This is a genomic window from Pseudarthrobacter sulfonivorans, from assembly GCF_014712225.1.
Taxonomy (GTDB): domain Bacteria; phylum Actinomycetota; class Actinomycetes; order Actinomycetales; family Micrococcaceae; genus Arthrobacter; species Arthrobacter sulfonivorans.
In genome coordinates, this window is sequence record NZ_JACXBW010000004.1 from 1 (window position 1) to 14,777 (window position 14,777).

Consider the following 14,777-nt stretch of genomic DNA (forward strand, 5'->3'; position numbering starts at 1 on the left):
CCCCCCCCCCCCCGCGGGGGGGGGGGCCCGCTTCTCTGCATGCAGCCCTGCTTCCAAGGGCAGGCAGCGGCCGGAGCCGGGGCCGGCCGTTACAGGGCGTTGGTATAGGGTGGAATTCATGAGTCTTGCCGTTGTGCCCTGTACTGACCGCGCCGTCTGGGACGGATATGTTGAGCGCTTCCGGGGCCATCCTCAGCAGCTATGGGGCTGGGGTGAGACCAAGGCCATGCACGGCTGGTCCGTGGACCGCGTCGTGGTCACCGACGACGAAAATATTCTCGGCTGCGCGCAGTTGCTGATCCGGAAGCTGCCGTTGCCGTTCCGGGCACTGGTCTACGTACCCCGCGGACCCATGTGCTCCGCCGAAAACGCCACCGCCGTCCTGGGGCAGTTGGCCAAGCATGCTTCCTCCCGCCACCGGGGCGTGGCGCTGAGCATTGAGCCCGACTGGGACGCCGAGTCCCCCTACGAAGGCGCAGTCGCTGCCGCCGGCTTCAAGCCCTCCGGGAACACCGTGCTCATCCCGCGCACGCTCATCCTTGACCTGGCCAAGACGGATGATGAGCTCATGGCCGACATGTCCAAGTCGACGCGCGCCAACATCCGCAAAGCGATGCGAAGCGACGTGGATTTCCGGAAAGTGCAGACCGCTGCGGAGCTTGAGCGGGTGTTGGGCATCTACCACGAAACGGCCAGCCGTGCCGGGTTCGGGATCCACGAGGACCAGTACTACCGGGACATCTTCGCCAACCTGGGGGAGGGCTCGCCCATCATCGGAGCCTTCGACGGCGACCAACTGCTGGCGTTCGTCTGGCTGTCCCGGAGCGGTGCAACAGCGTTTGAACTCTACGGCGGAGTCTCGGCGGAGGGCCAGAAACAGCGGGTGAACTACGGCGTCAAGTGGGCCGCCCTGCGCGCCATGCGCGAGGACGGCTGCGGGCGCTACGACTTTAACGGCCTGCTCAACGACGGCATCTCCGATTTCAAGAAGCAGTTCGCCAAGCACGAGAACATGCTCATGGGAACGTGGGAGAAGCCGCTCTCACCGCTCTACCCCGTGTACGCGCGGGCCATGCCGGCCGCCCGCAAGGGACTGCAGGCAGCCCGGAAGGGCTTGCAGGCGGCCCGCAAAGCGCTGCCAGCCGCCCGCAGCAAAGGGCTGCCCGCCGCGCGCCGGCTCCTGAAACGGGTTACGCGGCGCTAAGAGCGCCCGTGGTGACGGCGAACGCAACCGCCGTCTCCGTAGCCCCGCCCACAGCATGGACGTTCACCGGAGCCTCGGCGGCGGCCAGGAACGCGCTGCCGCCGCGGGCCAGCTCCAGGTCGCCCTTGGGCGAGTCGAGGTACACCGCGCCTTCCACCACAATCATGACGACGGCGCCCGACTGGGCGAGCGGGACCGGTGCCGCGCCAGGAGCCAGCTCGATCCGCTGAAGCTGGAACTCCCGGAACGGGGGCCGGTACAGCTGCTGTCCCAGTCCGGAAATTTCCGGGTTCAACATCGGGACCGCCACGGAAGTGAAGTCGACGGTGCGCAGGAGTTCGGGCACGTCAACGAATTTGGGTGTCAGTCCGCCCCGGAGCACGTTGTCGGAGGAGGCCATGACCTCCACTCCCAGGCCGGAGAGGTAGGCATGGATCTTGCCCTCGGGCAGGTAGACAGCCTCACCGGGGGCCAGCGAGATGCGGTTGAGCAGCAGCGAGATCAGGACTCCAGGATCACCCGGATACTGCTCATTGAGGCTGACGACCGTGGACAGTTCCGTCTGGTACGGTGCCAGCGAAGCGCCGGACGCCAGGGCAGCCGCCACCGTCGCCGTGGCCCGCGGGACATCTTCGCCGCCCTGAATCAGACGTTCGAAGGCAGCCCGCAGGCCGGCACCCTCGTCCGGATTCTCCAGGAACTGGATCAGTTCGGTCAGCAGGGGCGGCACCTCGGTTTCGATCAGGTCGAAACAAGCGCCAATATGGGCCAGGATCTTCCGGGTGGCGGCAGGATCCCGGAATCCGCAGAGCGATTCAAAGGGCGTCAGCGCAAAGATCATCTCCGGCTTGTGGTTGTCATCACGGTAATTCCGGTTGGCTGCGTCCGGGGCGATGCCTTCAGCATTTTCCCGCGCAAAACCTGCCCCGGCCTGCTCGATGCTGGGGTGAACCTGAAGTGACAAGGGCTGGGCAGCCGCAAGAATCTTTGCCAGGAAAGGCAGCCGCGGCCCAAATTCCGCCACTGATTCGCTGCCGAGGAAGTGCTCCGGATCTGAGGCAATCAACGCATCCAGGGGTGTTTCCGAGCCGTCAGTCCGGCGGGCCATTGACGGGGCGCCGGGGTGTGCGCCGATCCACAGTTCGGCTTCCGGACCACCGGACGCAGGGCGCCCCAAAAGCTCTGCGATGGCTGTTTTGGATCCCCAGGCATAGTCGCGGAGGGCGTTTTCAAGTTTGTACACAGCCAGGTCCATTTCCTTAGTTTGCAGGTCTTCAGTGGGTGTCCATGCGGGTCAGCGTGGTCAGCAGGCTACAGGGGCGCGCACTGACCGTTGGTGGCGACGAGTTGGCGGATGGCTTCCTCGTTGCCCTCGCGCTTGAGCTGGTTCAGCAGCTCCTCGGTGATCGGTTCGCCGTCGGGCGTTGTGGTCACCGGGGTGAAGTCCGACGACGGCGGGGGCGTTTGCTGCGCGGGCCAACCTCCTGCCAGGCCGGAAGCGGCCTGCAACGGTCCGGCTGCCTGCAGATGTCCGCCGGCCGTGGGAGGCTGCACCACGCCGTCGACGAACGACGCAGCCTTGGGGCCCGAAGCAGATGCCAGGAGCTGGTCCACCTTGTCGTGGATGACGTCGAAGTCAGGCACCGTGGAGAAGGAAGCGTCGAAGTCGGGCGGACCGATGGTGAGCCGCTTGGCTTCCTGGCCCTTGGCCTTCATGGCAAGATCCACAAAGCTGCCGAGCTGGGACGAGGAGATGTTGGACTCCACCACCTTGGTGCCTGCGCTGGCGATGTCCTCGAATTTGGACAGCAGCGTGGCCGGGTCCAGCTGCTTCAGCATGGCCTGCTGGACGCACTGCTGACGCTGGATGCGGGAGTAGTCGTCAACGTATTCGCGGGACCGTCCGTACCAAAGTGCATGCTCGCCATCGAGCGTTTGTTCACCGGCGGGAATCCAGCCCAATGGCATGCCGTGGGTGCGCGTAACCTCATCGAAGTAACCGCTCATCGGAACCCAGCCGCCGGCCTTGATTTTGATGCCGCCCATGGCGTCGATGAGTTTGGCGAAGCCCGCCATATCCACCAGGACATAGGCCTGGACAGTAATGCCCAGCGTCCCTGAGACTGCTTCGAGAGTCGCCTGCGCACCGGGATCGGCTACCCCAGGGTAGAGGTCGGCGTGCTCATTCGTTACTTCGGTGTTGATGGCGTTGATCAGGCACTCGTCACCACAGTTGTACCCGTCCGGGTAGATCCTGCGCATGGGGGAGTCTTCGCTGAACTGGGCGTTCTGGAGGTTTCGCGGCACGGAGATGATGGCGGTCTGGCCGGTCTTGGCATCCACGCTGAGGACGGAAAGGCTGTCCGGGCGCCGGCCCGTACGGTCGTCGCCGGCGTCACCGCCCATCATCAGGAAGTTGTAGCGGCCCTCCACCGGATCGATCGCCGGCCCGGCCGAGAAGATATTGCCAATGGCATTGCGCCCCACGTTGAGCAGGTAAGCGGCGTAACCCAAAGTGCCGCTGCTCAGGACCACGGCAATGACAAGCGCGATCACGACGGCGGGACGCGCCCCCGGCGCCAAGAGGACCGGCCTGATGAGCCGCAGGGTGTTGATAAAGAGGTACGCCCACCAGAGGGCGAGCGCCACCAGGAGCACGATGATCACCAGCGAAGCGAACGGGTTGGTGATGACATTGATCAGGAGGGTGCGGTTGAGGATAAACAACAGCACCGTTGCCACCAGCACCACCCAGACGCCCAGGGTCACCCGCAGTGCGGTTCGGCCGAGTTTACGGTCACCGGCCACAACCTGCGCGCTTCCGGGCACCAGAAGGGTCATCAGCAGCAGGACAAAGGCCCGCTTGGTCCGGACAGGGGACGAGGCGCCGGACGGAAACCGTACGGGGTCGGTCATGACCGTGCCGGGGGCGGGGTGCTGCGGTTCGCTTCTGGACATGTTCCCGTACCTAGCGGCTGCCCCGGAGGACGCCATTGCCGTCAGCGAAGACTTCGCTGACTTTCTGCCGGAGGTTGGCTCCCTTGCGGGCGGCCACATCGTTGAGCTCCTGGGCGAAGTCCACGAGATCGGCGCGGAGCGAGGCTGCCAGTGCGTCCGTGCCCGAGGCGAGGATGCGGACCGCCAGCAGGCCGGCGTTGCGGGCGCCGGCTATGGACACGGTGGCGACCGGCACGCCGGCCGGCATCTGCACGATGGACAGGAGGGAATCCATGCCGTCCAGGGTCTTCAACGGGACCGGGACACCAATGACAGGCAGGGGAGTCACGCTGGCGAGCATGCCCGGAAGGTGGGCCGCCCCGCCGGCGCCCGCGATGATGACGCGCAGGCCGCGTTCATGGGCGGTCTGCCCGTACCGGATCATTTCCGTGGGCATCCGGTGGGCGGAGACCACGTCGGCTTCAAAAGGTATGCCGAACTCGGCCAGCGCATCAGCCGCGGCCTCCATTACCGGCCAGTCCGAATCTGAACCCATAACAAGCCCGACAAGAGGGCCGGTGCCCGTGTCGGCAGTCCCGGTGTCGCCGGTGCCGGGGGTAGTTTCGGTGCTCATGCGTTCTCCTCGGAAATCCGTGTTGAATCGTCGGCCGGGATCCGGCCGTCCCGGATGATGGCTGCCACCCGCGTGGCGCGTCGCCGGACCGAGTCCACATCATCGGTGGAGTCCCCGACGAGGTTGACGTGGCCGATCTTGCGGCCAGGACGCACCGACTTGCCGTAGCAGTGGACCTTGGCCGCCGGCTCACTGGCGAGGGCAGCCGGGTACGCCGAGAACAGGTCCTGGTTGTCGCCGCCCAGGAAATTCTTCATCACCACCACCGGACCCAGCACATCGGTGGCCCCCAACGGAAGGTTGAGGACTGCCCGCAGATGCTGCTCAAACTGGCTGGTGACTGAACCGTCCTGGGTCCAGTGACCGGTGTTGTGAGGCCGCATGGCCAGTTCGTTGATGAGGAAGCCCGCGCCGGTGCCGGGTGTTTCGAAGAGTTCCGCGGCCATCACACCGGTGACGCCGAGTTCGTGGGCGATCCGCAGGGCGGCGTCTTCGGCTGCTGCCGCAACCTCCAGCGGGATGCCCAGGGCAGGCGCAATGACCTCATCGCAGACGCCGTCCACCTGGATGGTGTGCACCACCGGCCACGCCCTCGCTTCACCGTCAGGGGTCCGCGCAACGAGGGCGGACAGCTCGCGGCTGAACTCAACCTTTGCTTCGGCCAGGAGCGGGCTCATGGCCTCGAACCACGGAGCAGCCTCGGCGGCGTCCTCGGCGGAGTCGACTATCCGCACGCCCTTGCCGTCGTACCCTCCGCGGGGCATCTTGAGGACCACCGGCCAGCCGATCCCGTCGCCGAACCTCACCAGTGCGGCGACGTCAGCGACCTCAGCCCACGCCGGGTTTGGGAGGCCCAGCCTGTCGATGGCAGCCCGCATCACCAGTTTGTCCTGCGCATTGACCAGGGCATCGGGGCCGGGCTGGACGTTGACGCCGGCGGCCAGGAGTACGCGAAGGTGGTCGTTGGGGACGTGCTCGTGATCGAACGTCAGGACGTCCAGCCCGTCGGCAAAGTCCAGGAGCGTTTGGAGGTCTTTGTAGTCACCCACCGGTGACGTGGAGACAGCTGAGACGGCTGAAACGTCCTCAGCTTCGGCCAGGACACGCAGTTCAAAACCAAGGGCGGTGGCGGCTGGGGCCATCATGCGCGCGAGTTGGCCGCCGCCAACCACGCCGATTACTGGAAAAGTCACATATGCCAGCCTACAGAAAAGGTCGCCGGATCCCGGCTTCCGGGCGCCACGACGCCCGCAAACCTGGTAATCCGGGCACCGCTCAACCCGGCCGGCAGGCTGGTTCCCAGCTTTGGGGGCTAAAATAAACCTCTGGCCGTGTGGCCCACAGATCGGACGGCCATGGAGGGTCATGATTAACTCACTCGCAGATCGTATCCGGGGACTAGCCTCGCTGTTTTGGCGCGAGGTAGCCAAATTCGGAGCAGTTGGCGGTGTGGCGTTCGTCATTGACAACGGCCTGACGTATTACCTGATGCACGGACCCATGACGGACAGCGAAGCCAAGGCGCGCTTCGTCGGCGCCAGCATCGCCACAGTCTTTTCCTGGATCGCCAACCGGCTGTGGACGTTTCGGCATCGGCGGCAGGCAAACGTGCTCCGCGAGTTCCTGATGTTCATCCTCATTAACGGCATTGGGATCGGAATCTCGACGGGGTTCACTGCCCTGGCCAAATATTCATTCAACGTGACCGACAAGAACATGCTGTTCGCCGCCGGTGTTGTGGGAATCCTGGTAGCTACGGTGGTCCGCTTCTTTGCCTACCGGTTCCTTGTGTTCAACCAGGAATTGGACCAGGAGCCGGAGTTCTCCCACGACCACGAAATCATCGAAGTGCACCACCACGACAAGCCGGCTCCGGCAGCCGTCCTGGGCGCAAAAGCACCTGCGGCCAGCGCCCACGGCTCGGAAGTCCCTGACCAGGACGCGTCCGGAAGTGCCCGCCAGCCCTAGTTGGGTGAGCCCTGGTTCTTCGGCAGCTGCAGTCCCGAGGCAGCTGTAGTCCTGAGGCAGCTGCAGTCCTGAGGCGGCCGCAGTCCTGAGGCGGCCGCAGGTCCTGGCACGGCCCCCGGGCCGCTACCTTCCTTGGATGCGTTCCGTAGCCAGAAGCTGGTCTGTCAGCTGCACAGCGGGGTGAGCCAGCACCACCGAGCCCCCGTTGTGCCAGGCGCCGAGGGAGTTCGCCAGGGCTGCCTCCAACCCATCCCCGGCCGTGACCAGGAGCCTCACCCCTTCCTCGTGCGGGGCTGAGAAACCGGTCAGCAGGTCTGCATGGAGGTGGCGTGTCCCCTCGCCGTCAGCGATGGCGCAGCCGGACGCGGACGGATCTGAGTGGGCCATGAAAACGTCGCCATGGGAACGCACCTCGGCCGCGTAGTCGATAACTCCGGCAGGCAGGTCTCCCGGCCACCGCATGGCAAGCGCAGGCAGCGCGACGGCGATAACGGCGTCGTACTTTCCTGCTTCGGTTCCCGGCTTGTCGGTGACGAGCAGCTCAGCCTCGCCCCCGTCCAGGACTGTCTCCATGCCGAGTTGCCAGGCGGCCAGGGCCCAAATCAGTGATTTCCAGTGGACGGGGAGGTCAAGGCCCAGCCGCATCCCCGGTTCGGCGTCCAGTTCGTCCTGCAGCAGGTTGCCGGTCTTGGCGACCCAGTTGTCCAGGACGCGGCCCGAGAGTTCCACCCGTTCCGAGTCCGGCCCGTACCAGGTCAGCCGGGGTGAGGTGGCGTGGCCGGAACGCAGGTTGGTCATCAGTTCGATCGCCGGGATGCTCATGGCACCATCTTGCCACGGACGCCCCGGGCACATCCTTGGCCGCGGACAGCCTTCTGCCACCCCAACCGGCGGTCTGCAACCCGCTCTTTGCTGTGATGTTCCTCACAATGTATTTGTCATCCTATTTGTCTTATTGCGGCAGCGACGGTATTTTTGGCCGTTATTCGTTGCAATCGGGGGCTTTCGGCCTCCGGCTGGGGCCGCCCGCCGCTCGGCGCGCCGATCCTTGGAAAATTCCCGGGCGTGGCGTGACGGCGTTTAGCCGGGAAAGGTGATTATTATCCATCGACGGCTTGACTCTCCCCTAGTTACACACGTGTAATTAGATATCGAAAGCGACTGCATAAATACCCGCACTCAACCGAGCCATGGGAACCATGCAGTGGCTGCAAACTTTCAGGAGGGTCGCCGTGGGGCAAGCAGAGCGTATCCATGAAGATGCCGTCGCCGGCCAGGCAACGGCTAAATACCGCGCACGGGGCGTACCGAGCGACTGGTACGTGGACCCTGCTGATCCTGACGCGGCGGACCGCTACAACCGAAACGCCCAGGACCCGCTCCAGGACCAGGCAACAGCGTTCCTGGCGGCCCATGAAGCACTCCTTGACGGCGGGCACGACCAGGACGAGGACGACCTGGATCCGCCCATGGAACTGCGCACTCCCGGCCCCGGGGTTACCCAGCCGGTGTGGATCGGATTGCCGTTCCAGCAGGACTTCGATGACGAAGGTGAACTGGGCTGGCAGACTGATGCCCTGTGCGCCCAGACCGACCCGGAAGCATTCTTCCCGGAAAAGGGCGGATCCACCCGGGACGCCAAGAAGGTGTGCGGTGCATGCAATGTGCGCTCACAGTGCCTGGAATACGCGCTGGCGAATGACGAACGGTTTGGCATTTGGGGTGGCCTTTCCGAGCGTGAACGCCGGCGGCTAAGGAAGCGAGCAGTCTAATTCTTCAGGAAGTACATGTCACTGCCGTTGTGGTCGCCCACAACGGCAGTGCCTATCTCCCCAGGACCCTGGCCGCCCTTGCGGACCAGACGCGGCCCGCCGATTCCGTCATCGGAGTGGATACCGGCTCGCGCGACGATTCCACGGTCCTCCTGGAACGGGCTTTAGGCGCAGAGAATGTCATCAGCTTTCCGCACGGCAGGAGCGGGATGGGTGGCGCCGTGCGCGCCGGGCTCGCCGCGCGCTCACCCTGGGAAGGCCAGTCCGAACGATCCGCCACAGAGTGGATCTGGCTGCTTCACGATGATGCAGCCCCCGCGCCCGAGGCGCTTGCGGAGCTCCTTGGTGCCGTGGAGCGGGCACCGTCAGTCACAGTCGCCGGCTGCAAGCAACTGGACTGGCACAGCGAACGCCGCCTGATCGACGTCGGACTGTCCACCAGCCGGTGGGCCGAGCGTCTAACCCTCATCGATGCCGACGAACTCGATCAAGGCCAATACAACGGCCGGTCGGACACCTTTGCGGTGAACTCAGCCGGAATGCTGGTGCGCCGTGACATCTGGGAACACCTGTCGGGCTTTGACCCCGCACTGCCGGGAACCGGCGATGACGTCGACTTCTGCTGGCGTAACCGACTCGCCGGGCACCGTGTCGTCGTGGTGCCTACGGCCCGGATGTTCCATGTGGCACACCGGCCCCACGCCCAAGGAAACCCCTCCGCGGCCCGCAAAGCGCAGGTCCACCTCCGGCTTAAGCATGCGCCGCTCTGGAAAGTGCCTATCCACGCCGTGGGCGCGCTGCTCGGCAGCATCTTCAAAGTCGTGCTCAGCGTGGCCGTTAAGGACCCGGGGCACGGATTCGCTCAGCTGGTAGCCACGTTCGCGGCCCTGGCCCGGCCCACTGCTCTGGCCAAGTCGCGCCGCACGGCGGCCAGTACCCGCCGGATCCGGCGTTCCGTCATCAAGAAGCTGCAGACTCCCCGCCGCGAAGTGTGGAACCACCGCCGCTCCCTGATCGAAGCCCTGGGCGCAGACAAGTCCAGCGCGGACGGCCTGGTGCATGATCCGCTGGCCGACCAGCCGACAGGCGACTCCTCAGACGACTTCGCGGCGCTGACCACCACCGAACGGGCCTGGGTGGGTGCCGGCGCGCTCGCTGCCATCATCATCGCGTCTGCCGCTTCCCTCACGGCGCTGAGCGGCTTGTTCCGCGCGGAAGCCGTTTCCGGCGGCGGACTGATTCCGGTGTCGGCATCCCTGGGGGAAATCTGGCATCACGCCTCAAGCTGGTGGATCAGCCTGGGGGCCGGCCTTCCCGGCAAGGGCGACCCCTTTGACTACGTGCTGTGGATCCTCGGTGTTCTCGGCGGTGGAGATGCCAATGCGGCCATGGCGTGGCTGCTGCTGCTCGCTGCCCCGCTGTCCGGCCTGACGGCGTGGTTTGCCTCCGGCGGGGTCACCGTCCGGCGTCGCTTCCGCTTTGTGGCGGCGCTCTTCTGGGCTGCCGCGCCAGCCTTGCAGGTGGCCCTCAACCAGGGCCGGGTGGGGGCGCTGGTTGCCCACATCGTGATCCCGCTGCTGGTCTTGGCACTGTTGCGGGCCACAGGGTCCGCCGTGGGCCATGGGCGGTTCGCCCTGCCGTCCCCGGGCGAGCGCCGGTTCACTGAAAAGCCGCCTTCACGGCCCGGGATCAACGGCATGCCCTCGTGGACCGCCGCAGCCGCTGCGGGCCTGGCCCTGGCGGTCGTTGCCGCCTCTGCACCCGCGCTGCTGATCCCCGCTGCGGTGCTCATTGTGCTGTGCGGGCTGATGCTGGGCCGGCGTGGCCGCACGGTGTGGTGGGCGCTGCTGCCCAGCGCTGCACTTTTTCTCCCCTTTGGACTCTCCGTTCTGGACAGGCCGCGGGCGCTCCTGGCGGATCCGGGCGTTCCGCTCGCATTCGAGGCGGCACCGCTGTGGCAGCAGCTTCTGGGCCAGCCGCTGCTCTTTGCACCCGGCGGTGGACTGTACGGCCTGGCCGGGTTCAGTGGGGAGGTTATCCCGTGGGCACTCTTCCTGGCGCTGCTGGTGGCCGTCCCGGTCCTGCTGCTCGGTGCGGCAGCTCTCTTTATCCCCGGCAAACGGAGCCGGACGGCGCGCGCCCTGTGGGTAGCGGCGCTGATCATCCTGGTGGGCGGCTGGCTGGCCGGACATGTTGCTACAGCCGCCAACGCAGACACGTTGGTCACGCCGTTCACCGGCCCGGCTGTTTCGGCCGCCGGCTTCACGCTCCTTGCGGCGGCGCTCATCGGCGCCGAGCGCCTGCTGGACGCCGCCGACCGTTCCGCCTCGCTGAACGTCAGGCGCAGCGTAGCCCTTCGCTCTGCCACCGCCGTCGCCACGGTGATACTCCTCGCCGGTCCATTGGCCGGCATGGCCGTGTGGTCGGCGCAAAACATCCTTCGGCCCGCTGCTGCCGCGCAATCTGCCGAAGGTCCGGCCGGACCTTCGCTTGGAACGCCGCGGCTCGTGGAGGCAGGAATTGAACGGACGCTCCCAGCTACGGCGATCGACCGGGGTACCGGACCGGAACAGACCCGCACCCTGCTCATCAGCACCCACGAGAACGGCACCTATGACGCCTCGCTGATGCGCGGTGCAGGAACCACCTTGGACAGCCTTTCCGCCGTCGCCGCGGCCCGGAACATCATGGGCGCACCCGGCCAGGAGACAACCAGGGACGACGACGACGTCACGGCCTCGCTCCGCAGTGTGGTGGCCACACTGGTGGCCGGGCAGGGAGTGGACCCCAGGTCGGCATTGGAGCGCCTGGGCGCCGGGTTCGTGGTGCTGCGCTCGGCGGACACGGCAGCCCAGTTGACGGCCAGCAGGATGGACGCCGTGCCGGGCCTCGTTGCCGTAGGCCAGACGGACGTGGGCTGGCTTTGGCGGATTACCCCGCTCAACCAGCCTGCCCTGCAACCCGCGGACGTCGCCCACCGGGTGCGCATTGTGGACCCTGCCGGAGCCACCGTTGCTCTGGTGCCGTCCAAATTTGACGACGTCGACACCACCGTCCCCGAGGGCCCGGAAGGCCGGCTCGTTGTGCTCGCCGAGCGGGCGGATCCGGGATGGAGCGCCTGGTTCGACGGGCGGAAACTCACGTCCACAACGTCAGGCTCTGCCCAGGCCTTCACCTTGCCGGCGTCGGCAGGCCAGCTGACTATCCGGTATGACGCCCCGTGGGCCCTGTGGTCCGGAATCGCGCAGATCGCGGTCTTCGCACTCACCGTGATACTCGCCCTACCCATGCCCGCACGGCGGCCCAACACGGGCCTGTCACGGGACGAGGGATCTTTGCGTAAGGAACACCAGAATGCATAACGACGCTCCAGGGTCCGCGCCGACGGCCGGAAAGACTACGACGGCCGCGGTCCGGGATCAGGATGCCACTGCAGGCGCGCCGGCGGTGGCCAACGCCCCTGAGCCGGCCCGCCCGGCCGCCCGGCGGACACCGTCCAGGGAAATGCTCGCCGGGCTGGTTTCCGCGGTGGCGATTCTCGCCGCGGCCGGCGGCATCGTCGCAGCCGACTCCTTCGCCCCGCAGCCCGCGGGCACCCGCGGCATCCCGGCCGCGTTGGCCTCGGTTCCCGCCGGCGCAAACGTGGGGGTATGTCCGGGACCGGCCCGCCTGCTCGAAGGCACGGAAGCGGGCACCGACCCCCAGTTCAGCCCCGAGTCCGCGACGGCCAAAAGCGTCGTTACCGGCGCCGTGCTGAGCGCTCCCGGCGGTGTCCTGCCCGCCAGCCAGCTCTCGGCACTCAACGGAACGCCCGCCGTGGAGATAGCCAAGGGAGGCGGCCAGCCGGCTCAGGAGGCCGGTCCCCAGGATCTGAAAGCCGGGGTGCTCAACGGTCACAGCGTGAACGGCGCCACCGTGCTGGGCGCGGAGGCCATGGCAGGCCAGAAACCGTCAGCGGCCGGTGTGCTGAAATATTCAGCCACGGACGGCGACCTGCAAGGTTCAGCGGCAGCCAACTGCACGCCGCCGGCCAACGACCTCTGGCTCGCAGGCGCCAGCACCACCGTGGGCCGCACGTCCGTCCTGGTCCTCAGCAACGCCTCAAGCACCCCCGCCACCGTGAGCCTGGAGTTGTTTGGCAGCAAGGGGCAGATCCAGGCTCCCGGCAGCCGGGGTCTGCTGGTCGCTCCCGGCACCACCCGTTCAATCGTCCTCGCCGGGCTGGCGCCCGGTGAGCCGCAGTTGAGCGTCCATGTCCGCAGCGCAGGCGGTCCCGTGGCGGCAGCCATTCAACAAAGCGTCCTGAGGGGGCTGACACCCGGGGGCGTGGACTTCATCGTGCCAGGGGCGGCCCCCGCCGCCCGCCAGGTCATGACCGGCCTGGACATCCAGGACGCCGGCGGGATTTCCGCAATCACCGGAAAAGACGGCTTCGGCGACGCCGGCCCCGCTCTCACCATTACGGTCCCTGGTCCCTCGAACGCGGTCGTAGAGGTCAGGATCTTCGGCCGGGACGGTCAGAAAGCCCTGCCCAGCGGCGGCGTCGTCACGGCGAAGGCAGGGTCCGTGACCGAGATTTCGCTGGCGGGTGTCCCGGCTGGCCACTACACGGTATCCACCAGCTCGGACGTGTCGTTCGTGGCGTCGGCGCGCGTTACGCGCGGCGTCAATGGCGAAAAGGCATCGGATGTTGCCTGGGCAGCCTCCGGCGTCAGGCTGGGCAGCCAGCATGTTGTGCCGGTGCCGCAGGGTGGTGACCGCAGTCTGGTCGTCGGCGTGCTGGAGAACCGGGCCACGATTTCGTATGCGCCCATCACAGCGGACGGCAGGATCCGCCCGGCGGCGACTGCCGACGTCGCCGGCGGAACCACCACCTCCATCAAGCTCCCGGGGACGGTTGAGGAGTCAGCGGTAGTGGCATATGTGGTCTCCGCGTCAGGCGACGCCGCCTACGGCGCCCTGCTGCTGCAGCAGGAAGGCCGGGATGACGTTTCGACCCTGGCCTTGATGCCGGCTGCGTCGGGACAGGAAAAGGTAGCCGTCGCGCTCGGCTATTAAGGCTTGTGCCGGCGAGGTCCAGTGCCGGCAGCTACCTGGTGGCGGTTCAGTAACCGCAGTTCGGTGCCTCTGGCTCAGTACCGGCGGCTACGCGCCGGCGGCCCAGTACCCGCGGCTACGCGCTGGCGGCTCAGTACCAGCGGCTCAGTACCGGCGGCGGTAGACCGGATCGAGAGTTTCCGGTGCCACTCCGAGCATTTCGGCGGTGTGCTCCACCACGACGTCGTGGACCAGATCCTGGAGTTCGTCCCGGCTGACGCAGCCCTGTTCCACCACCCGGCGATACAGGGTGATGACCGGGCCTTCGTCGTCCGTGGCGGGAGTGTAGGCACCCATGGGCGGAGGCGCCGCGTTGGCCACCAGCTGTTCCAGGTCCGGCGGTATCTCGTCCACGGCGAACCGAACCCCGTCCAGGGTCTTTCCCCAGATGTCGTGGAGGCGCTGGGCAGAGTCAAGCACCATGTCATCAAAACGGTCGGACCGCGTCCGGTACCCGGGATGCGTGGGCAGGACCAGTTCCCCCCGCAGGCCGCGGCCGTGGCGGTTCCTGCGGCGCATTGCGAAGCTTCGGCCCGGTGAGTCCGGCCCCGCTTGTCCGCTGCGGGCGTCCGGGTCAGCCAAACGGACCGAGAAAGCTGAATCATGGTTCGATGACTGCATACATTGACTGTAAACCCGGCCGCAGTTTTACGCGACACCAACCGCGGGCAGGGTCAGGGGCGCGGCGACCGGGGCGGCAAATACCGGGAAAGTCCGATCAGACAGAGTAGTCTGTGATGTCGTGGGAGCTATCCGTCAATGTTCAAGATCGGCCTGCCGTCAGTCAGCGGTGGCAACTTTGACGTACGTCTACGCGGACTCCACCGCCGTCCTTGGCCCGCTGGCCACTTACGCCGAGCCGCATTGTTACGATTTGTGCGAGCAGCATGCCGGGTCGCTGACGGTTCCCCGTGGTTGGGAAGTGCTTCGCTTGGCGATGCCCACCACCCCGCAGCAGCCGGGCCCGGACGACCTCCTCGCCCTTGCCAACGCGGTCCGGGAGGCAGCGGCGCTGCCGCCCAAGCCGCAGACAACTCAGGCCCAGCGTGCCGCGCATTCGGCGCTGGAAGCGCCTGCCGGTGCCGAGGGCACCCGCCGCGGGCATCTGCGTATCCTGCGCGAACCGTCCTGATCGCGAACCTCCGTGGCCCGATGTTCCGCACGC

12 protein-coding genes are annotated in these 14,777 nt (G+C 66.7%); 6 read left to right on the top strand and 6 right to left on the bottom strand.

The annotated features are described in order from the left end of the window. The first annotated feature begins 118 nt into the window (after positions 1-118). Positions 119-1,204 (top strand): lipid II:glycine glycyltransferase FemX, encoded by a 1,086-nt coding sequence (locus IAQ70_RS06395; RefSeq protein WP_190988487.1) that lies wholly within the window; start codon positions 119-121, stop codon positions 1,202-1,204. Here IAQ70_RS06395 and manA read toward each other — a convergent pair. The 4 genes from manA to IAQ70_RS06415 all read right to left on the bottom strand — a co-directional run bounded on the left by manA (position 1,191) and on the right by IAQ70_RS06415 (position 5,968). Then, positions 1,191-2,447, bottom strand: a complete 1,257-nt coding sequence (gene manA / locus IAQ70_RS06400; protein ID WP_190988733.1) for a mannose-6-phosphate isomerase, class I — start codon at positions 2,445-2,447, stop codon at positions 1,191-1,193. The two genes, IAQ70_RS06395 and manA, sit on opposite strands and share 14 nt — an antisense overlap. 68 nt (positions 2,448-2,515) lie before the next feature. Next, the gene (locus IAQ70_RS06405) at positions 2,516-4,162 is read right to left on the bottom strand and encodes an LCP family protein (protein ID WP_190988488.1); all 1,647 of its coding nucleotides are present in this window, start codon (positions 4,160-4,162) and stop codon (positions 2,516-2,518) included. 10 nt (positions 4,163-4,172) lie between these two features. Next, positions 4,173-4,775, bottom strand: a complete 603-nt coding sequence (gene purE, locus IAQ70_RS06410) for a 5-(carboxyamino)imidazole ribonucleotide mutase (RefSeq protein WP_190988489.1) — start codon at positions 4,773-4,775, stop codon at positions 4,173-4,175. After that, complete coding sequence (locus IAQ70_RS06415; RefSeq protein WP_190988490.1) at positions 4,772-5,968, bottom strand: 5-(carboxyamino)imidazole ribonucleotide synthase; 1,197 nt, start codon at positions 5,966-5,968, stop codon at positions 4,772-4,774. Before IAQ70_RS06415 ends, purE begins: the two co-directional genes overlap by 4 nt. Positions 5,969-6,140: 172 nt before the next feature. Between IAQ70_RS06415 and IAQ70_RS06420 the strand changes: the two genes are divergently transcribed. After that, a complete protein-coding gene (locus IAQ70_RS06420) occupies positions 6,141-6,743 on the top strand; it encodes a GtrA family protein (protein ID WP_223859274.1) in 603 nt (200 codons plus the stop codon). Between the two features lie 123 nt (positions 6,744-6,866). Here IAQ70_RS06420 and IAQ70_RS06425 read toward each other — a convergent pair whose 3' ends face one another. Then, positions 6,867-7,565, bottom strand: a complete 699-nt coding sequence (locus tag IAQ70_RS06425; RefSeq protein ID WP_190988491.1) for a TIGR03089 family protein — start codon at positions 7,563-7,565, stop codon at positions 6,867-6,869. A 410-nt stretch (positions 7,566-7,975) separates the two neighbouring features. Here IAQ70_RS06425 and IAQ70_RS23045 point away from each other — a divergent pair, with 410 nt between their 5' ends. The 3 genes from IAQ70_RS23045 to IAQ70_RS06440 are packed head-to-tail and all read left to right on the top strand — an operon-like array spanning position 7,976 to position 13,573. After that, positions 7,976-8,515, top strand: a complete 540-nt coding sequence (locus IAQ70_RS23045) for a WhiB family transcriptional regulator (protein WP_317983600.1) — start codon at positions 7,976-7,978, stop codon at positions 8,513-8,515. A 29-nt stretch (positions 8,516-8,544) separates the two neighbouring features. Beyond that, on the top strand, positions 8,545-11,877 hold the full coding sequence (locus IAQ70_RS06435; protein ID WP_190988492.1) for a glycosyltransferase family 2 protein: 3,333 nt from the start codon (positions 8,545-8,547) through the stop codon (positions 11,875-11,877). Then, positions 11,870-13,573, top strand: a complete 1,704-nt coding sequence (locus IAQ70_RS06440; RefSeq protein ID WP_223859276.1) for a DUF5719 family protein — start codon at positions 11,870-11,872, stop codon at positions 13,571-13,573. Before IAQ70_RS06435 ends, IAQ70_RS06440 begins: the two co-directional genes overlap by 8 nt. 144 nt (positions 13,574-13,717) lie before the next feature. Here IAQ70_RS06440 and IAQ70_RS06445 read toward each other — a convergent pair whose 3' ends face one another. Next, positions 13,718-14,233: a metallopeptidase family protein gene (locus IAQ70_RS06445; protein WP_190988493.1), complete on the bottom strand. Its 516-nt coding sequence runs from the start codon at positions 14,231-14,233 to the stop codon at positions 13,718-13,720. A gap of 121 nt (positions 14,234-14,354) precedes the next feature. On the opposite strand from IAQ70_RS06445, the gene IAQ70_RS06450 reads away from it, so the two are divergent. Beyond that, positions 14,355-14,744 (top strand): DUF3499 domain-containing protein, encoded by a 390-nt coding sequence (locus IAQ70_RS06450; protein ID WP_190988494.1) that lies wholly within the window; start codon positions 14,355-14,357, stop codon positions 14,742-14,744. Positions 14,745-14,777: the final 33 nt, after the last annotated feature.